We start from the raw sequence: 18,152 nt of genomic DNA on the forward strand, positions 1-18,152 counted from the left end.
CGCCCCTGCATCAAGCGGTGAATTGGCCGTTTTTCAGCCGCAGGATGCGGCGGCCATAGTCGGACATCAGGGTCTCGTCGTGCGCGGAAATCACCAGCGTCACGCCAACCTGATGGAAGGATTTGAACAGTTCGAGGATGTCATGCGCGTTGTCGCGATCCAGATTCGCCGTCGGCTCGTCCGCCAGCAGGATTGCCGGCCGGTGTACTACGGCGCGGGCGATGCACAGTCGTTGCTGCTCGCCGCCGGAGAGCGAAATCGGGTTCAGCTTTTCCTTGCCCGACAGCCCCACCTTATCCAAGGCCGCCTGCACACGCCGCCGTGCCTCTCGGCCGTCAAAGCCGATGATGTCGAGCGGCAGCTTCACGTTCTCATACACGCTGCGATCAAACAGGATCTTGTGATCCTGAAAGATCAGCCCGAAATGGCGACGCACATAGGGCAAGCTGGCGCGAGAGAGGCGCGCCACGTTCTGATTGTTGACCAGCACCGCCCCCGCCGTCGGCTTCTCAATCCCGGCGATCAACTTGAGCAGCGTCGATTTACCCGCGCCGGAATGGCCGGCAAGGAACAGCAGTTCGCCGGCCTGGATTTCAAAGCTCAGGTTGCGTACAGCCTCAAATCCGCCGGGATATCGCTTGGTGACTTGCTGGAACTGAATCATTGGCGTGTGAGGGGTAAGGCGTGAGGGGTGAGGTGTAAAGGCAAAACGTCCTTTGCACCACGCAGACCTGGCCGAACACCTGTCTCCTTATTCAAACAGTGCGTCCACATAGTCTTTGGCCGCGAACGGCCGCAAGTCATCGATGCTCTCGCCGACGCCGATAAAGCGCAGCGGCACCGGGCGTTGCTTGGCAATCGCGGCGATCACGCCGCCCTTGGCGGTGCCGTCGAGCTTGGTCAGTACGAGCCCCGTCAGGCCCAATGCGTCATCAAACGCCTTCACTTGGTTGAGCGCGTTCTGACCGGTATTGGCATCGAGCACCAACAGGATTTCGTGCGGGCCGGTTTCATCGGCTTTTTGCACCACGCGCTTCACTTTCTTGATTTCTTCCATCAGATGCAACTGCGTCGGCAACCGGCCAGCGGTATCGACGATGATCACATCCACACCCCGTGCCTTGGCGGCGTTGACGGCATCGAATGCCACAGCGGCGGCATCGCCCGATTCTTGGGCAATCACCTGCACACCATTGCGCTCGCCCCAAACGACGAGCTGCTCACGCGCAGCAGCGCGGAAGGTGTCGCCAGCAGCTAGCAGCACGCTCTTGCCTTGCGACTGGAAATACTTGGCAAGCTTGCCAATGCTGGTGGTCTTGCCCGCGCCGTTCACGCCGGCCACCATCAGGATGAAGGGCTGGTGGGTAGAGATATCGAGCGGCTTTTCCAGCGGGCCGATCAGCTCGTTCAACGAGTCTTTCAGCGCATCCTTCAGCTCGGCCGCATCCTTGAGGCCCCGCAGCGACACGCGATTGCGCACGTCGGTCAGCAGATGATTGGTGGCATCGACACCCATGTCGGCAGTCAACAGCACTGTTTCCAGCTCGTCGTACAGGTCTTCGTCGATCTGGCCGCCACCGAACAGACCAGCCAGGCTCTTGCCCAGTTTGTTACGCGTTTTGGCGAGCCCGGCCTTGAGTCTTTCAGTCCATGACAGGGTCGGGCGCTCTTGCGGCTGCGGTGCGGACGGGGGCAACTCGGCGGACTGAACGATCTCGGGGGTGGCTTCTGCGGGCGCGGCGATCGCCTCGTCAGGTTTCCCGACGGGCGGCGACGGGGTTTTCTTTTGGAAGAAACTGAACATTGCTCTGGGTTGGCTCCGGATTGGGGCGCGATACGCGCCGGGCAAAATTCTACCACCCGGTCAAGACTTGCCGGGACGATCCGATAAAACGTCATGTTTCAGTTAATATTCCACACTGTTTGGTTTTGCCTCTTGAAGTCATTGCGCGCGTACATTCCATGAATCTGTTTTCCTCTTTGGGCCTGGCAATTGCCTTGGCTTGCACTTCAAGCGCTTTCGCAGGCGGCAGCGGACACAAAGACGCGCCAGCCACATCATCAGAAGCTTCCGCCCCCAGCGCGACCGCCACCCCCATAGCTACCGCACCCGCCCCCGTTGCCGCACCGGAAGCCTTGCTCGATACCACGCTCGACAACGGCCTGCGCGTCGTCATCCAGCCCGACCACCGCGCCCCCATCGCCATGGTGCAGATGTGGTACCGCGTCGGCAGCATCGACGAGCCGACCGGCAAGAGCGGCCTGTCGCACCTGCTGGAACACATGATGTTCAAGGGCACACCGACCGTGCCGGCCGGGCAGTTCTCGTTCAAGACCAGCAAGATCGGCGGCTATACCAATGCCGCTACCACGCAGGACTACACCTATTACTACAACCAGCTGCCGGCGGCCAAATTGCCGGAAGTACTGGCGCTGGAAGCCGACCGGATGCAGCACCTCACCTTCGATCCGGAGTTGTTCAAGCGCGAAAAAGCCGTGGTCGAGGAAGAACGCCACTGGCGGGTCGATGACAACAGCTGGGGCGAATTCACCGAGAAGCTGGCAGCGGCCACGCTCAAGACCCATCCCTATCGCAACCCGGTGCTCGGCTGGCCGGCCGAGTTCGACACCATCACGCTCGACGACACCCGTAACTGGTATCAGGCGTGGTACGCCCCGAACAACGCGGTGCTGGTCATCCTCGGCGACGTCAACCCGCAAGCTGCACTCGCCGAAGCGAAAAAGCAGTTTGGTGCCATCGCCGCCAAAACACTGCCGGAACGGGTAAAGACCGACGAACCCGCGCAAACCAAACAACAAAAGCTGACCATCCCGGTGCCCGCGGATCGCGCCACCGTGGTGTTGCGCTGGCGCGTGCCGACGCTCACGCCGGGCCAGACTGATCGCCGCCCCTACACGCTGATGATGCTGGCCAATATGTTGAACAACGACCCTTACGTGGTCGACTCCAGGCTCTCTGATGTGGCCGACGAGGTTGGCGCGCTCTACGACAGCATGGGCCGCTCGTTTGGCGAATTCACGGTCTGGGCCACGCCATCGAAAGGCAAGAGCGCAGAGGACGTTGCCTCGGCCATGCTCACGCAGGCATCCCACCTGCGTTCGGTCTCGCTACATCAGGAAAACCTCGATAACGGCAAGCTCAACTGGGCCGCCAGCCAGGCGTTTTCCAACGACAAGATGTCCGAACGCGCCACCGCCATCGGCCAGCGGCTGATCTACGGCTTCCCGGCGAATTTCGATCTGACCGAGCTGGCGGAAATCCAGAAGGTCACGCTGAACGACATTGAAAATACGGCAGATCAACTCTTGGACGACAACACCGTGACGGTTGGCATCCTGCAACCGACGCCACGCGATCCGAAAGCCAAGAAGGGAGCGATCCATGTCCGCTAATCGCCTGCCTACCCTCATCGCTGTGCTGATTGGCAGTGCGCTGGGCCGCGCCGGTGCGATGCCACCCATCGAACACTGGACCACGCCGGAAGGCACGCAGGTCTATCTGGTACAGACCCCGAGCCAACCAACACTCGACCTGAAAATCGACTTCGACGCCGGTGAAGACCGCGCGCCGGTCAAGGAAATCGGCACCGCCACCTTCGCCGCCTCGGAGCTGCTCGACTACTCGTTTACCATCGACAGCAACGAAATGCGCACGCCGTTTGAAAAGCTGCGCGGCGCGGGCGCGCATTTCAACGTGTCCGTCACCACGGACCGTGCCAGCCTCTATCTGAGTGCGCTGTCGAGCCAGAAAGAAGTCGCCATTGGCATCCTCGGCAAGCAACTGACCGATGCAGCCTTCCCGCACCTGAATCACGATTGGCGGCGCAAAGCCTGGGTGACCCAGCTTGAGGCCAACTATGGCAAGCGCAATCAGGGTTCCACCGCCAGCATGGCCCGCCTGTTGTACGGCAGCCATCCATATGCGAATGCAGACCTGATCGGGGCGGATACGGTGGATGACATCGGGAGCCGCGATGTGCTGCACTTCCAGCGCCGTTATTACCGTGCTGCCGGCATGGTCGTATCGATGGTCGGCAATATCGACCGGCCCGGTGCCGAGCGCGTGGTCCGTCAGCTGATCGAGCACCTGCCCAAGTCGGATGCCCCCCCCGAGCTGCCCCCCCTGCCGTTACCGGCAGCCAAGCCGGGCCAGCTGAAGCTGATCAAGGACGATGGCGCGGCGCAGAGCCACATCCAGCTCGGCCAGCTATTGCCGCCCAGAAGCGATCCCGATTACCCGGCACTGGCGCTCGGCAACTACATCCTCGGTGGTGGCGAGTTCGAATCACGGCTGATGAACGAGCTGCGCGTCAAACGCGGGCTGGTGTATGGCGTGGATAGTTCGTTGACCGAACTGCGGCTGGGCACGGAATGGAATGTCGATGCACGCACCCGCCGCGAACAGACCGATGAGGTATTGGCGCTGATGAAAGACACCATCAGCAAGTTTGTTGCCGATGGCCCGACTGAAGAAGAAATGACGCTGGCCAAGGATTACTACCGCCACCGCATCCCGTTCTGGACCGACAGCAACAAGGCCACGCTCGAATGGCTATCGCGGCTGGGCTATCACAACCTGCCGGTGTCCTACCTCGACGACTACCCGAAGGTGCTGGAACAACTCACCGCCGCCGATGTAAAGGCAGCGTGGCAGCGCTGGCTGAAGCCAACCCAGCTCGCCACGGTGATTGTCGGCGGCCAGCCCAAGGTCGATGCCCCAGCCACACCGGATGCATCGAAAAAGGCCGAGACGGCCGCAGCAACCAGCGATACAGCGAAGCCGGAAAGCACCAAGCCATGACGTCGGCAGGTCACAAGAGCGGTCAAAAAAGCGCCCACAAGGGCAGCAACCAGATCCGCATCATCGGCGGTGAATACCGCCGGCGCGTGTTGCCGTTCCCGGATGGCGACGGCCTGCGCCCCACGCCGGATCGCGTGCGGGAAACGCTGTTCAACTGGCTCGGCCAGGAGCTGACCGGGCATAGCGTGCTCGACCTGTTTGCCGGCAGCGGTGCGCTGGGTTTCGAGGCAGCCAGCCGCAATGCGGCGCGGGTGGTGATGGTGGAAAAATCCAAACCGGTCCATGCCGCACTCGCCGCCAACAAAGCGCTACTGAAAGCGGAACGGATCGAGCTGGTCTGGGCCGATGCGCTGAGCTGGCTTGCCCGCTCAACCGAGCAATTCGACCTCATCCTGCTCGACCCGCCCTATGCCTCGGACTTGCTCGCACAGGCATTGCCGCTGGCCGCAGCCCACCTCACACCCGATGGCATCGTTTACGCCGAGTGCGCGGGCTGGTCGCAATTGGGCGCTGCGCTGACCGGCTGGGAAGTGGTCCGCGAAGGCAAAGCCGGGCAAGTACACCACGGGCTACTCCGCCGGGCGGTCTGACCCATGCTCATGCCAATCCTGCTCGCCTTGCTGATGCTCGGCGTCAATCTCGCGTTGCTGAGCGCCGGCATGGCCGGTTTCAGCCGCTGGCTGGCATGGCGCGAACACCACGGCATCCATACCCACAGCTTTGTGTCGCGCATGCTGTTGATGTATGTCGTGCTGCTCATGCTGCTGCTGGCCACGCTGGTGCAGGTGGCAAATTGGGCTGCGATCTATCAGGGGCTGGATGAGTTTGAGGATTTCACCACGGCGTTCTATTTCTCCGCCGTCAGCTTCGCCACGCTCGGCTATGGCGATCTGGTCTTGAGCAAACCATGGCGCTTGCTGGGCCCGATCGAGGCCATCAACGGCAGCCTGATGCTGGGACTGTTTGCCTCGGCGCTCTATGAAACGCTGCAAAAAATGCGCGGTGCTCGTTAGCCTGATTGCACCAACCGCCATCGCGGAGCCGGCAATGCATCCACCAGAAATAACCGCCGCGTCACGAAAACTTCGCCTCGCGGCAATATGATGAACACGTACAAATGCCAGACGGCATTGAGGCCCGCTCGCGAACGTGGGACAATTCGCCACATAAGCAACTGTTTTTACTTATCTTTTCGCTTGAGGAAGTATATTCATGTCGTTGATCATTACCGACGAATGCATTAATTGCGATGTTTGCGAGCCAGAGTGCCCGAACAACGCGATTTCGCAGGGTGCGGAAATTTACGAGATCAATCCGGATCTCTGCACCGAATGCGTCGGCCATTACGACGAGCCACAGTGCCAGCAGGTGTGCCCGGTTGATTGCATTCCGCACGACCCGACGCATGTCGAGAGCAAAGAAATGCTCATGGACAAGTATCTGAAGATTTCGGCCGTCGCCTGATCCAGCCCTTGTTCCACCGCAGGTGAAAAAGCCGCGCAATGCGCGGCTTTTTCATTGGTGTGGGAAAACCCCCAGCTATGCGCTTATGGCGCGACCAAAAGCATTACAGCGGGAATCCGTCCCGCGGCCGGGGAAAGGACTTTGTCTCGGGCTGTATATATTCCTTTGGGCCCTCTCCACACCAAAGGCGACCCTGCGCCTTACGCTCTGGCTGAACGAAGCAAAGCTTCGCACGCCACAGGCTACCCTCGGTCGGTCCGCTTTTATGAGAATGACCCCCTAAGGTCTCGCTCCACTCCCTCGGCGCTTAGCGAAAGGGGAGGAAAAGCCGCAGTGCAACCATTGCGAGGAAAACAATGGTCGCGGTATGCGACTGACCGTTATTTCGTAGGGCGCAATCCCCGAAGGGTATTGCGCCGCATCTGTAGGAGTTAACACTCTTAATTGCGTGTCGCTTCAATCGCCGCGACCCGAGCCTGCTTCACCCGTTGCGGAATCTGCGCCTTGGTTTCACACGCTTGAGCAATCGCGCCGGCATCAACCTCGCTCGCAGCCACCAGCAAGCGCAGCAAATACTCAGCCTGCGGATACTCAACGTTTTCAAAGCCGGTACGCCCACGCGCATCTGCCACGCAGGCATCCAGCATCTGATTGAAGCGCTCGGGCTTGCGCAAAGCATCGCAGCGGTGAAACAGCTCCAGCACCGTGTCGCTCCGCAACTCCATGGCCCGGTGCACGTGGGTGTGATCGCGGCACACCATCACCGCGAGGTCTTTACAGTCACTCGGCACGCGCAAGCGTTCGCACAGGCTTTCCACCAGCGGCACACCTTTGCCTTCATGGCCATGATGGCTGGGCAAAACGTCGGCCGGGGTGATTGCCTTGCCAAGGTCGTGGCACAAGGCGGCAAAGCGCGTGACCAGCGGCGCGTTCTGGCGGGCAGCGTAATCGAGCACCAGCATCACGTGCACGCCGGTATCGACTTCCGGGTGGTAATCGGCGCGTTGTGGCACGCCCCACAGCGCATCGATCTCCGGCGCAATGCGCGCCAATGCGCCGCAGCTGCGCAGCACTTCGAACATGCGGCTGGGGTGCTGCTCCATCAGCCCGCGGGCGATTTCCTGCCACACGCGCTCCGGCACCAGATGATCGACTTCGCCGTGATCTACCATCTGCCGCATCAGCGTCATGGTCTCGTCGGCGACACTGAAACCGAAGCGGGCAGCAAAACGCGCCAAACGCAGGATGCGTACCGGGTCTTCGACGAACGCGGGCGATACATGGCGCAGCACGCGTGCGGCTAGGTCGGCTTGACCATTGAACGGGTCGAAAACGTTGCCGGCTTCGTCCTCCGCCATCGCGTTGACGGTGAGATCGCGGCGGGCGAGATCTTCCTCCAGCGATACTTCCGGCGCGGCGAACACAGTGAAGCCCTTGTAGCCGTGACCGCTCTTGCGCTCGGTGCGCGCCAGCGCATATTCCTCGTGCGTTTTCGGGTGCAGAAAGACCGGGAAGTCTTTGCCGACCGGCTTGTAGCCGGCCTGTTCCATCTCGGCGGCCGTAGCGCCAACGACCACCCAATCGGTGTCTTGCACCGCCAGACCCAACAGGCGGTCGCGCACCGCGCCGCCCACCTTGTAAATACGCATGTTGCCTGTCTTTTTCACTTCGTCGCTGCCGTGTCTGTTTGGCCCACGCGCGCCCACCAATCGCTCACGTCGCGGAATACCAGCACACCGCCCACCAACTCACCCTGCACGTCGCGCAGCGGCGTGGCGGACTCCTGAATCACCAGCGTGAGGCCGAACTTGTTCAGCAACAGGCTGCGGCGCTGCATCGGCCCGGTTTCATGTGCATTGGCCAGCGTTTCCAGCAACAGCGGCGGGGAGGGCAGGCCGGTGGCTTCGTCCACGGTCTGGAAGATCCGATCGATGGGGCGGCCGAGCGCTTCTTCCGGCTGCCAGCCAATCAGCGCGGCGGCGACCGGGTTCAGGTATTCGATACGGCCTTGCAGGTCGGCGGTGATCACGCCATCGCCGATCGAATCGAGGATGGCCTCGATTTTTTGCCGCTCCGAATGTGCCTGCATTTCTGCCGCCCGGATGGCGGTGATGTCATAGCCGATACCGCGATAACCGAGGAACACATTGTGTTCGTCGAACACCGGCTTGCCGGACACACTGACCAGCGTGGGCTTGGCGCCGATGCTCAGCAGGTAGGTGAAGTCCTGGAACGGTTTGTGTTCGGACACCAGTTGCCGGAACTCGAACCATTCGCGCTCGGACAGACCGCCTTGGCCCAGATCCCAGCGTGTGCGGCCGATCAGGTCACGCGGCTCGATCCCCGCCCGGCGCAGGAATGAACCGGAGATAAACGTAAAGCGGAACTGGTCGTCCTGCTCCCAGAACCAGGCGTGGGCGAGTTCGATCAGGTCGGCAAAGCGGGCGTCATTGGTGCGCGCCTGTGCATCCAGCTGGTGCCGGTGCGAGATATCGTGCGCGAACAAGGCACTGCCTACGCGTCGGCCGACAGCATCGGTCAGCGGCTGGATCGACAATTCGAAATAACGCGGCTCGCCCCCCGGCGGGGTGAGTTCGCCATTCATCACCAGTTCCTGCTCGGCATCCGCCAATTCGGCCGAGCTGAATAACGGCTCGGTCAGCCCGGCCAACGGTTTGCCGAGATGCTCGAAAGCTTGCCGTGCCGTTTGGTTGGCATAGACGATGCGGCCATCGATATCCCGACTGACGATCAGATCGCGCGCGGATTCAGCCACCTGCGCCAGCCGCTGGTGCTGGCTCTCCTGCGCGCGGAGGTCTTCGGTAATCTCATTCGCCAGCTCAAGCGCCAGTGCGCGACTGCGGGCCTGGCGTTGCAGCACCCAGCCGATCAGCAGCGACAGGCCGATCCCCAAGCCCCACAGCAGCCCCCATTCGGCTTTGTAGCGGTCGATGTACTGCGTGCTGCCACCACTGAGCGTGAGCCGCCATTGCCGGCCCGGCAAGTCGATCAATTGCGATGCGACGAATCCGTCCTGTGCGGCATTCGGCGCAGCGGACGGAACCGGGTAAAGCCGTTGTGGCGGGGTGGCAGCACCGATGGCGGATTGGCCCTGATCCCACAACTCAAGCGTCGCACCCTCGCCCACCATGTGTGAATTGACGCGCGGCACCATGTCGTCGATGCGGAACACCAGGCTCACCGTGCCGACGAAGGCATCACGCCGCGCTGGCAGGGTCGCCAGCGAGCGATCCGGCAAATAGACCGGATAACGCAGTACGTAGCCCAGCGGTTCGCCGGCCAGCCCGCGCAGCGGCAGCGGCGTGCTGATCAAGCCGGTGTTGTGATCGCGCCCGTATTCGATCGCGGCGCGCGTCTCCGGCACCGTCGCGACATTGAGGCCGAAGTACAGGCCGGAGCGCGCATTGAGCGGAAACAGGTAATCGTGAATGTAGAGCGGGTCGGTTGGCCCTGGCGGCTGGAGTTTGAACGGCGGGTACAGCGTGCCGACCGTCGACTCGGCCACGGCGGCGGTAAACGCATCCAGCTGATCTTTCGGCACCGCACGCACGAACACCGCGGCAACGAAGCCGGGATAGCGGTCTTCGAGATTGAGCTGGGTCATCAATGTGCCGAAGCTGCGCCGATCCAGCTTCGGGTTGGCGAGGAACAGGCTTTGCACCCCGCGCAGCAGGCCCAGCTGCGACTTGACCCGCGATTCGATGCGATGGCCGACCAGCTTGGCCGTGGTATCGAAATCACGCTGGATATAGCCGCGTACCTCGTGCGCCAGCCACGCATGCACCAACGCGGTCATGACCATGCCGACCAGCAAGGCCAAGGCAATGGGGCGATAGCGCGTCAGCCACAGGCGTTTCATTTGAGCTGATCTGCCACGGCGTACAGCGCGGCCAACACCGACGCGCCGAACTGGCGGGAGCGCTCGCCGTTCCAGCCCACTTCCGGCAGCGGCCGGTTCGCGGTGTCCTTGAACGGCATCTCGATGGTGTAGGCCAGGCAGCCAAAACGGTCGCCGACCCAATTGGTGGCGAGCTTGAGCGTATCCGGCCCGAACTGGCCCTTGCCATAACCGTGCTCGGTCTGGAAATCCGGGCTGGCGGCCAGCCAAGCCGCCTTGAACGCCGCTTGCAGCGCGTCCTGGCGGGGCGAGAACGACGGGTTGCCCTCGCAACCGGCCACGAAGTTATGCGGGATGCTCTCGTCGCCGTGCACATCCAGAAACGCATCGACGCCGGTTTCCAGCATCTTTTGCCGCACCAGAAAGACTTCCGGGCTGCGCTCAAGCGTGGGGGTTTGCCATTCGCGGTTGAGATTGGCACCAGCCGCATTGGTACGCAGATTGCCGCGCACGCTGCCGTCCGGATTCATGTTCGGCACCACGTAGAACACCGCTTTTTCCAGCAATGCCCGGCCGAGCGCGTTTTGTTCATCGGTCAGGGCTTCGAGCAAGCCCTCGGCAAACCACTCGGCCATCGTCTCGCCCGGGTGTTGGCGGGCGATGATCCAGATGACGCGCTTGCCTGGTGTTTCGACACCGATTTTCAGCGCATCCAGATCACGGCCATCGAGCGTGCTGCCCAGATGCACCAGCTCGCACCACGGCGAGGCCTCGACCGCGCCGCCGATCAGGCGCAGATGGCGATCCCACGGGTAGGGCTCGAAATAGGCGTAATAGACCGAATCACGGGCTGGCGTGTGGCGGATGGTGAACGCCTTGCCATCGTATTCGCCGGGGACGCGGAACCACGTTTCCCGGTCATACGAGGCCACGGCGTTGTAGCCATCCCAACCGACAGGATAGGCGCTTTGGCTGGCGTTCTCGATCCGCAGCACGCAATCGCGATCCTTGCCGCCGATCAAGCGGAAATGGAACCACTGCGCAAATTCGCTGGCGTTGTCCGGCCGCAGCTTGAGGCGGATGTTGGCGGAATCGGCTGCGTCGACCACTTCGATCGCACCGGCGTCGAAGTGACTGGAAATCTTGGGCATCGTCAGTCCTTTGCGTCCTTTAAGTTGTAGGGCGGGTTAGCGGTCGGCGTGCGACGTTTATGTCGCTCAGCGAGTGCGTAACCCGCCGAATGTGCGATCTACCACGTCATTGTCCGGCGGGTTACGACGCACGGCGTCTAACCCGCCCTACGGCTACTGCGCTTCAATCCTGTGCCTCGAACGGAAACCGCAAGCCCAGCCCGGCCCGCGCAGCGTCGATGATCTGAATCATGGCACGCGAATGGGCATGCGGCAGGATCGGGCTTTCCGTTTTGCCATGCCGGATCAATTCGCAGAAGTGCGCCGTTTCGTAATTGAGGCCCGAGCCTTCGATCGGCATGTCGATATCGATCTTGCGACCGTCGCGATAGAACACCGTCGCCCGGCTCGGATTCCACCATTTTTCTGCAATGACCACGTGACCCGCCGCGCCGCCGATCAGCGCCTCGCCGCTGCCCGAGGTATCAAGCCCGCAGTAGATTTGCGCGATGCCATGCTCATGCTGCGACTGCATGCTGGCGAAGGTATCGACCCCACTCGCCCCCAACCTGCCCAGCGTTTGCACGTCCTTCGCAGCCCCCAGCCAATCCACGGCGAGAAAAGCGCTATAGATGCCAATGTCCAGCAAGCCGCCGCCCGCCAATAGCGGGTCGAGCACCGCGTGACCGGTGGGCACATTGGGGTTGGCAAAACCTGCGCGCACGAAGCGGATTTCGCCGATCGGGTCACGCGCCAGTTGCGCACGCAGCTCGCGATAGAGCGGGTAGAACGGCGGCTTCATCGCTTCCATGAACAGCTTTCCGCTGGTGCGGGCCAGCGCCAGCACCGGGTCGAGTTCATCCAGCGAAATGGCGGCCGGCTTTTCGCACAGCACGTGCTTGCCAGCCGTGAGTGCCGCGGCGGCCAGCGGTGCGTGACCGGTGTGTGGCGTGGCGATATAGACGGCGTCGACGTGTTCATCGGCCAGCAGGGCCTCAACGCTGTCATACACGGCCGCGGTTGAACCGAACTCGATGGCAAAGGCATTGGCCTTGGCGCGGTTGCGATTCCACACCGCGGCGAGCGTGGCACCGGAGACGTGCGTCAAACCATAGGCAAAGCGCCGGGCGATATTGCCGGTACCGATGATGCCGAAGCGGATGTTTTCCATGTCACGACCTTGTTACAGCGCCTCAAAACGCACGACGGCAAGGCTGCCGCGCAAATTGGGCAACAGCGAAATCTCATGCCCTTCGTTCAGCACCACGCGTGCGGTATTGCGCATGCCCAGCGTGGCCAGCAGTTGATCGAAGTCATTGAGGGTGCAGAAGTGGATGTTGGGGGTGTCGTACCACTGGTACGGGATGGTCTCGGACACCGGCATGCGGCCGATCAATATCTGCCAGCGATTTTCCCAGTAACCGAAGTTGGGGAAGGTGACGAGGCCGATCCGGCCGACCCGCAGCATTTCCCGCAGGATGCCTTCGACGTTGTGCATCGCCTGGATGGTGAGCGAGAGCACGACGAAATCGAAACTGCCGTCCTCGAAGTGCGTCAGGCCGGATTCCAGATCGGAATGAATGACGTTGATGCCTTTTTCGATGCAGGCCGTGACCGAATCGACATCGATCTCGACGCCGATGCCGCGCGCCTGCTTGTTGGCGGCCAGCCAAGCCAACAGCACGCCATCGCCGCAGCCCAGGTCGAGCACGCTGGCACCCGGCGTGATCCAGTCGGCGATGCGTTGCAGGTCGGGCCGCAACTGGTATTTATGATTGGTCGAGGGATTGGTCGGGGTGGTTGTGGGCGCGCTCATACATTCACCTCCGCAGCGATCCGGTTCAGGTAGGCCCGCATGATGTTGTGATAGGGCGCATCTTCCATCAGGAAGGCATCGTGGCCGTGCACCGAGTCGATCTCGGCGTAGCTCACATCACGCTTGGCGTCGAGCAATGCCTTGACGATTTCCCGTGAGCGGGCCGGCGAGAAGCGCCAGTCGCTGGTGAAGGAGATGACGAGGAATTTCGCCAGCGCATCGCGCAACGCGGCCACCAGATCACCACCGTAATGCCGGCCGGGGTCGAAATAATCCAGCGCCTTGGTCATCAGCAGGTACGTGTTGGCGTCGAAATAATCGGAAAACTTGTCGCCTTGGTAACGCAGGTAGCTCTCGATCTCGAACTCGACCTCGAAACCGTATTTGTATTCGCCCGAGCGCAACATGCGGCCGAATTTCTCGCCCATGCCGTCATCGCTCAGATAAGTGATGTGGCCGAGCATGCGCGCCAGCCGCAAGCCACGCCGGGGCACTACGCCATGACGGTAGTAGTCGCCGCCGTGGAAATCCGGATCGGTCAGGATGGCTTGGCGGGCGACATCATTGAAAGCGATGTTCTGCGCCGTGAGCTTGGGCGCGGAAGCAATCACCAGCGCATGCCGGACTCGCTCCGGGTAAGTGATGGTCCAGCGCAGCGCCTGCATGCCGCCCAGGCTGCCGCCCACCACGGCGGCCCATTGGCGGATGCCGAAATGGTCCGCCAGCCGCGCCTGCGTTTCGACCCAATCGCGCACCAGCACCAGCGGAAAGGTGGAGCCGAACGGTTTGTTGGTGGCCGGATCGATCGACGATGGCCCGGTGCTGCCATGACAACCGCCGAGATTGTTCAGTCCGATGACAAAGAAGCGGTCGGTATCGATCGGCTTGCCGGGGCCGATCATGGTGTCCCACCAACCGGGGGCCTTGTCGTCCTCGTGATGCTTGCCGGCGACATGATGGTGGCCGGACAGCGCATGGCAGATCAGGATGGCGTTGGACTTGGCCGCGTTCAGCTCGCCATAGGTTTCGACCATCAGGTCGTAGCGCGGCAGCGTGACGCCGGACGAGAGCGCGATGGGCGTTTCGAAAGCGATCTTCTGCGGGATGACGATGCCGACCGAGTTTGTCATGGCGTTGCACTTTCAAGTAAATCGAGGGCGACGCGGGCGCTTTGCGCTGCATCGAAATGGGCACTCGCCGGCCCTGTAGCCAGCAAGCCGGCATGCCGGGTACCGTGCGGCGCCCAAGAGGTCATGTTGCGTGCTTCCGCATACAGACCCAATACCGGTAAGCGTAGCGCGGAAGCGAGGTGTAGCCAGGCGGTATCCGTGCTGATCAACAGGTCAGCCGTCCGGACCTGGCTGGCGGCGTCGCCGATGGAGGCAAACGCCGGCAAGGCAACGGCGCCCGATTCAGTGGCCAGTCGTAGCGTGGCAGCCGTCTGGCCTGGCGCATCCAGCAGGAAGAGGCTGCTGTCCGGTGCTTGCTGCCGGAGTGCCTGCAGCAGTGCCAGCGCTGCATCGTGTTCCAAGGTCTTTTCCGCACAACTGCCGTAGCAGTTGAGCACGATGCGCGGGCCGGTAGCATTGGCAGCCAGTTCATTCAGCAGGCTTTTTTCAGCGGAAACAGGCTGGAAATCGTACGCCATATCGTCGGCTGCCAAACCCAGCCGGGCCAGGATGCTGCGGTATTTTTCGGTGATATGGCCGTGATAGGCGCCGTGTTCGAGCGACAGGTCAAACATCGGCCAGTGCGACTTGTAGAAGCCGAGGTTATGCCGCGCCGCGATGAGCTTGACCAAAGTCATCGTGGTGCTGGAATCGTGCTCTTCCAGCGTGATCGCCAAGTCGTAACGGCGTGCACGCAGACGATAGAGCAGGGCCAGCGTCGGCGCGGGTTTCTTGGTATAGCCAAAGACTTGTGCGACTGACGGGTTGCCACGCAACACCGCGCCGCAGGCCGGGCGGGTGAGGACGTCGATCTCGGCCTGCGGGCAACCGCGCTTCAAGTTGCGCAGCAGGCTGGTCGCCACCACCAGATCGCCGATCTTGTTGTCGACCTGGATCAGCAAAATGCGCCGCAAGCCCACGCTATTAAACGGAACGCGTTTGCGGGGTCGGGCGAGGGCGTAGCGCAACAGCGGATTCATTGGTTGAGCAGCTCAAGCTGGGCACGCACGGGAGCCGGCCATTTGTCATCGAGCGAGATCAGGTTGTCGCGGTCGGCGAAGGGCGGGTAGCCGGCTTTGAAGGTCAGGCGGATGTAGTGGTGCACGAACACATCCAGGCAAATCGATAGCGGCTTGATATCGCCCACTTCAGCGGCACGCTGCTTGGTACGCAGGTAGAGATCGAAATCGGCGGCCTGCACGCGTTCGTCCCACGGGCCGATCTTGGCCAGCGCATCGCGATGCAGCATCACGGTGTTGCCGACGAAACCTTCCTTGATCTGGCCAGCAAACCGTTGCTGGCGATCGCGGCAGAACGCCACCCAATTGCCATACATCAGCCGATGCATCAGCGCGAGCGCCGGCTTGCCGCTGCCGAACAGGCCGACGAAGTTCTTGATACGCTGCCAGCGCCGCTTGAGCCGCTTGGTGGCCGCTGCATTCTCGATCTGCTCGATCCCGCAAACCGTCGCGGCCAACAAGCCGTTTTGCGACATGCTGGCGATCAAGCGTTCATCCCAATCCGGCGAGACGATGATGTCGTTGTTCAAAAAGGCCAGCCAATCGTGCTTGGCCGCAGCGATACCGATGTTCTGGCTCTTCGGATACGAGTAATTGACACCATTGCGGATCACCGTCGCCCCAACCGATTCGAAGAACTCGGCGCTGCCGTCGGTGGAGCCGTTGTCGACGATGATGAGCTGGAACGGATTGCGCGTGTAGCGCTTGAGGTGCTCCCAAAACAGCTCGTTGACGGCCCGCTGGTTATAGACCGCCGTGATGATACTGATCATGCAGCGCTGTCCCGTCTGGTAAACCAAGGCCCTGCTGTCACTGCCGCGGCCAGCAGCACGAAACCGGTACCGGTGATGTTGTCGGTAAAAAAGGAATTGGCCAGCGTCGATACCGCGTAGCACATCAGCAGCACCAGACCGACCCAGCGCTCGGGTGGGGCAAGACGCATCGATTGGATGCCAAGCGAAACCAGCATCGCCAGGAACGCGGCAAGGCCCAGCGCACCCAGCTCCACGGCCACCCACAGGTAATCGTCATGTGGATTGGCACGCGCCAAAGTGCCGGTATACATGCCGGTCAGGCCGCGATACTGCTTTTCGTAGCTGCCGGTGCCGTGCCCCAGCACGGGGGCTTGTTTGAACAGGGTGAATGCGTTCGTCCAGAAAAACAGGCGATTGCCCACGGAGGTATCGGCGTTGCCTTGCTGATAGCTGGTGACATCCGCCTTTGCATTCGCGATTCCTTCCCGCACCTTGGCAGACCCGAAATAGATCGCCGGCACCAGCAACACCAGGCCCACCACGGCGATCACCGCACCGCGCCGTCCTTGCCAGAACACGACCAAGGCCGCCAGCAGCAGCAGCAAAATGCCCTGTGCAGTTCGGCCACCAACAAAGAACAGCACGTCGATCACGCAGATGACGAATACCAGCGCGGCCCATTTGCGATAACGCGGCGCAATGTGGCCGCTCAGCCAGAACGCAGCAATCGCGCACGCCACCAGGCTCAGAAAGGTGTTGTGGTAGGTGTGGGTCTGGAACACCGCATAGTCGCCCGGCCCGCCCTTCATCACCGGCGTTTGCAGCAGGCCGGAAATGATCGAAACCACCCCGCTGAGCACCGTCCCAATGGCAAAACCGCCCAGCAATGCCTGTCTCGCCTGTTGCGTGCCGCAAGCGGCGAACAACAGCGGCGCCACCAGGTAGGGACGCATCTTGCCCAGCATATGCAGGCCTGCCGTGCCCGGTTCCGCCGTCCACAACATGCCGAGCAGGTACGCGGCGTAAAAAATCAGGCAGCCAATCACCAGCGGCTCCCGTAGCGATTCGCCCAGTTTGGCCCGGGCAGCAGGCGTGGCGAGCACGGCGAGCACCATCAAGCCGGCCCCGATGTTGATCAGCGCGTTGGAAACCGGGATGGCGAAACCGGCCACGAAAGCCGCGATCACCAGCAGGACGTTTTCGCGGGAAAAAAGATTCAGGGTCATGTACGGGATACCTGCTTGTAGTTCTTCTTGGTCAGATCGACACCGCCGAGCAAGCGCTCAAGCCGCATCAGCCAGCGATGGCGACGTTCACGCTTGGAAAGCTGGTAGGACGAATCGGGGGTGAACGCAGGCTCGGCATATTCAGTGAGCCACTGCTGCACGACGGCCGGATGCGCGCCGGTAAAGGGCTGCAGGATGCTGGCATCGATCTGGCTGTAATCATGCGCCTTGGGCGTGTGGTTCCAATACTTGGAAACCCGCAGGACCTTTTCCTGCATCTTGGCGGAGGAACGTACATGGCCGTAGTGATAGATCGGGCAGCCGGCCAGCGCGGACTTGGGATAACGGCCACGGCGGTTCTGGTCCATGACCACCCAGAACAGGCCATCCGGCGCCCAGCTGCGGATGGTATTACGGATCACGCGCGGCGCGCGGCGATACCAGGCCGGGCTTTTTGCCACCAGATCGGGGCAGCCGTAGAAGTGGTGGTAATCGAAGACCAGCGCTTCGATTTCCAGATCGTCGACATGGCGCTCAAGCGCAGCGCGGATTTTTGGCGCGTCATCCTCGTGGATCACCTCGTCGCCTTCGAGATAGAACGCCCAATCGCCCGTGCAATTGAACTGGGCGATCATTTTCTGCTGCGCGTAGACATAACCGCGATCGCGCATGGCTTCGTTCCAGACCGTCTCGATCACGCGAATACGCGGATCACCGATGCCGCGCACCTGTTCCAGCGTATCGTCGTCACTCTGACCGACTGCGACGACGACTTCGTCGCACACCATGAGCAAGCTCTTCAGGCTCTCGATATAGGGGTAACCCAGAAGCGTGCCGTTGCGCAAAAAAGTAAAGCCGCTGACTTTCATCGGGGAGTGCGATCCTTGTAGGC

At 61.7% G+C, this 18,152-nt stretch carries 17 protein-coding genes; 5 read left to right on the forward strand and 12 right to left on the reverse strand.

Annotated features, from left to right (window positions below; all coding sequences use genetic code 11):
* Positions 1–10 precede the first annotated feature (10 nt).
* The gene (gene ftsE / locus BR41_RS07400; RefSeq protein WP_035054677.1) at positions 11–664 is read right to left on the reverse strand and encodes a cell division ATP-binding protein FtsE; all 654 of its coding nucleotides are present in this window, start codon (positions 662–664) and stop codon (positions 11–13) included.
* A gap of 87 nt (positions 665–751) precedes the next feature.
* Positions 752–1,804 carry a signal recognition particle-docking protein FtsY gene (gene ftsY / locus BR41_RS07405; RefSeq protein ID WP_035054679.1) on the reverse strand — a complete coding sequence of 351 codons (1,053 nt, stop codon included), beginning with the start codon at positions 1,802–1,804 and terminating at the stop codon, positions 752–754.
* Positions 1,805–1,962: 158 nt separating this feature from the next.
* Between ftsY and BR41_RS07410 the strand changes: the two genes are divergently transcribed.
* From BR41_RS07410 to BR41_RS07430, 5 genes are all read left to right on the forward strand, one after another.
* Entirely contained in the window at positions 1,963–3,414 is a 1,452-nt protein-coding gene (locus BR41_RS07410) for a M16 family metallopeptidase (protein WP_051710424.1), read from the forward strand.
* A complete protein-coding gene (locus BR41_RS07415; RefSeq protein WP_035054681.1) occupies positions 3,404–4,822 on the forward strand; it encodes a M16 family metallopeptidase in 1,419 nt (472 codons plus the stop codon). The genes BR41_RS07410 and BR41_RS07415 overlap by 11 nt, the downstream gene beginning before the upstream one ends.
* Positions 4,819–5,412 carry a 16S rRNA (guanine(966)-N(2))-methyltransferase RsmD gene (gene rsmD, locus BR41_RS07420; RefSeq protein ID WP_035054683.1) on the forward strand — a complete coding sequence of 198 codons (594 nt, stop codon included), beginning with the start codon at positions 4,819–4,821 and terminating at the stop codon, positions 5,410–5,412. Before BR41_RS07415 ends, rsmD begins: the two co-directional genes overlap by 4 nt.
* 3 nt (positions 5,413–5,415) lie before the next feature.
* Entirely contained in the window at positions 5,416–5,835 is a 420-nt protein-coding gene (locus tag BR41_RS07425) for a potassium channel family protein (RefSeq protein ID WP_035054685.1), read from the forward strand.
* Between the two features lie 199 nt (positions 5,836–6,034).
* Entirely contained in the window at positions 6,035–6,286 is a 252-nt protein-coding gene (locus BR41_RS07430; RefSeq protein WP_035054687.1) for a YfhL family 4Fe-4S dicluster ferredoxin, read from the forward strand.
* Positions 6,287–6,726: 440 nt separating this feature from the next.
* Here BR41_RS07430 and BR41_RS07435 read toward each other — a convergent pair whose 3' ends face one another.
* From BR41_RS07435 to BR41_RS07480, 10 genes are all read right to left on the reverse strand, one after another.
* Positions 6,727–7,935 (reverse strand): multifunctional CCA addition/repair protein, encoded by a 1,209-nt coding sequence (locus BR41_RS07435; protein WP_035054983.1) that lies wholly within the window; start codon positions 7,933–7,935, stop codon positions 6,727–6,729.
* A gap of 14 nt (positions 7,936–7,949) precedes the next feature.
* Positions 7,950–10,166 carry a CHASE domain-containing protein gene (locus tag BR41_RS07440; RefSeq protein ID WP_035054689.1) on the reverse strand — a complete coding sequence of 739 codons (2,217 nt, stop codon included), beginning with the start codon at positions 10,164–10,166 and terminating at the stop codon, positions 7,950–7,952.
* The gene (locus BR41_RS07445; RefSeq protein ID WP_035054691.1) at positions 10,163–11,296 is read right to left on the reverse strand and encodes a M14 family metallopeptidase; all 1,134 of its coding nucleotides are present in this window, start codon (positions 11,294–11,296) and stop codon (positions 10,163–10,165) included. The genes BR41_RS07440 and BR41_RS07445 overlap by 4 nt, the downstream gene beginning before the upstream one ends.
* A gap of 163 nt (positions 11,297–11,459) precedes the next feature.
* Entirely contained in the window at positions 11,460–12,446 is a 987-nt protein-coding gene (locus tag BR41_RS07450) for a Gfo/Idh/MocA family protein (RefSeq protein WP_035054694.1), read from the reverse strand.
* A gap of 12 nt (positions 12,447–12,458) precedes the next feature.
* Positions 12,459–13,091: a methionine biosynthesis protein MetW gene (gene metW, locus BR41_RS07455; protein WP_051710426.1), complete on the reverse strand. Its 633-nt coding sequence runs from the start codon at positions 13,089–13,091 to the stop codon at positions 12,459–12,461.
* Entirely contained in the window at positions 13,088–14,221 is a 1,134-nt protein-coding gene (gene metX / locus BR41_RS07460) for a homoserine O-succinyltransferase MetX (protein ID WP_035054696.1), read from the reverse strand. The genes metW and metX overlap by 4 nt, the downstream gene beginning before the upstream one ends.
* The gene (locus BR41_RS07465) at positions 14,218–15,240 is read right to left on the reverse strand and encodes a glycosyltransferase family 9 protein (protein ID WP_035054698.1); all 1,023 of its coding nucleotides are present in this window, start codon (positions 15,238–15,240) and stop codon (positions 14,218–14,220) included. The genes metX and BR41_RS07465 overlap by 4 nt, the downstream gene beginning before the upstream one ends.
* The gene (locus BR41_RS07470) at positions 15,237–16,052 is read right to left on the reverse strand and encodes a glycosyltransferase family 2 protein (RefSeq protein ID WP_051710429.1); all 816 of its coding nucleotides are present in this window, start codon (positions 16,050–16,052) and stop codon (positions 15,237–15,239) included. Before BR41_RS07470 ends, BR41_RS07465 begins: the two co-directional genes overlap by 4 nt.
* A complete protein-coding gene (locus tag BR41_RS07475) occupies positions 16,049–17,260 on the reverse strand; it encodes an O-antigen ligase family protein (RefSeq protein WP_035054700.1) in 1,212 nt (403 codons plus the stop codon). The genes BR41_RS07470 and BR41_RS07475 overlap by 4 nt, the downstream gene beginning before the upstream one ends.
* On the reverse strand, positions 17,257–18,129 hold the full coding sequence (locus BR41_RS07480; RefSeq protein ID WP_035054702.1) for a glycosyltransferase family 2 protein: 873 nt from the start codon (positions 18,127–18,129) through the stop codon (positions 17,257–17,259). Before BR41_RS07480 ends, BR41_RS07475 begins: the two co-directional genes overlap by 4 nt.
* Between the last annotated feature and the right edge of the window lie 23 nt (positions 18,130–18,152).

Source organism: Andreprevotia chitinilytica DSM 18519 (assembly GCF_000711875.1).
Taxonomy (GTDB): domain Bacteria; phylum Pseudomonadota; class Gammaproteobacteria; order Burkholderiales; family Chitinibacteraceae; genus Andreprevotia; species Andreprevotia chitinilytica.

Excerpts from the sequence above, each read along its gene's own strand:
- BR41_RS07465 (WP_035054698.1), bottom strand. The coding sequence starts at position 15,240 with ATGAATCCGCTGTTGCGCTACGCCCTCGCCCGACCCCGCAAACGCGTT.
- BR41_RS07415 (WP_035054681.1), top strand. The coding sequence starts at position 3,404 with ATGTCCGCTAATCGCCTGCCTACCCTCATCGCTGTGCTGATTGGCAGT.
- BR41_RS07470 (WP_051710429.1), bottom strand. The coding sequence starts at position 16,052 with ATGATCAGTATCATCACGGCGGTCTATAACCAGCGGGCCGTCAACGAG.
- metW (WP_051710426.1), bottom strand. The coding sequence starts at position 13,091 with ATGAGCGCGCCCACAACCACCCCGACCAATCCCTCGACCAATCATAAA.
- ftsE (WP_035054677.1), bottom strand. The coding sequence starts at position 664 with ATGATTCAGTTCCAGCAAGTCACCAAGCGATATCCCGGCGGATTTGAG.
- rsmD (WP_035054683.1), top strand. The coding sequence starts at position 4,819 with ATGACGTCGGCAGGTCACAAGAGCGGTCAAAAAAGCGCCCACAAGGGC.
- BR41_RS07410 (WP_051710424.1), top strand. The coding sequence starts at position 1,963 with ATGAATCTGTTTTCCTCTTTGGGCCTGGCAATTGCCTTGGCTTGCACT.
- BR41_RS07480 (WP_035054702.1), bottom strand. The coding sequence starts at position 18,129 with ATGAAAGTCAGCGGCTTTACTTTTTTGCGCAACGGCACGCTTCTGGGT.
- BR41_RS07440 (WP_035054689.1), bottom strand. The coding sequence starts at position 10,166 with ATGAAACGCCTGTGGCTGACGCGCTATCGCCCCATTGCCTTGGCCTTG.
- BR41_RS07430 (WP_035054687.1), top strand. The coding sequence starts at position 6,035 with ATGTCGTTGATCATTACCGACGAATGCATTAATTGCGATGTTTGCGAG.
- BR41_RS07450 (WP_035054694.1), bottom strand. The coding sequence starts at position 12,446 with ATGGAAAACATCCGCTTCGGCATCATCGGTACCGGCAATATCGCCCGG.
- metX (WP_035054696.1), bottom strand. The coding sequence starts at position 14,221 with ATGACAAACTCGGTCGGCATCGTCATCCCGCAGAAGATCGCTTTCGAA.
- BR41_RS07425 (WP_035054685.1), top strand. The coding sequence starts at position 5,416 with ATGCTCATGCCAATCCTGCTCGCCTTGCTGATGCTCGGCGTCAATCTC.
- BR41_RS07445 (WP_035054691.1), bottom strand. The coding sequence starts at position 11,296 with ATGCCCAAGATTTCCAGTCACTTCGACGCCGGTGCGATCGAAGTGGTC.
- BR41_RS07475 (WP_035054700.1), bottom strand. The coding sequence starts at position 17,260 with ATGACCCTGAATCTTTTTTCCCGCGAAAACGTCCTGCTGGTGATCGCG.
- BR41_RS07435 (WP_035054983.1), bottom strand. The coding sequence starts at position 7,935 with ATGCGTATTTACAAGGTGGGCGGCGCGGTGCGCGACCGCCTGTTGGGT.
- ftsY (WP_035054679.1), bottom strand. The coding sequence starts at position 1,804 with ATGTTCAGTTTCTTCCAAAAGAAAACCCCGTCGCCGCCCGTCGGGAAA.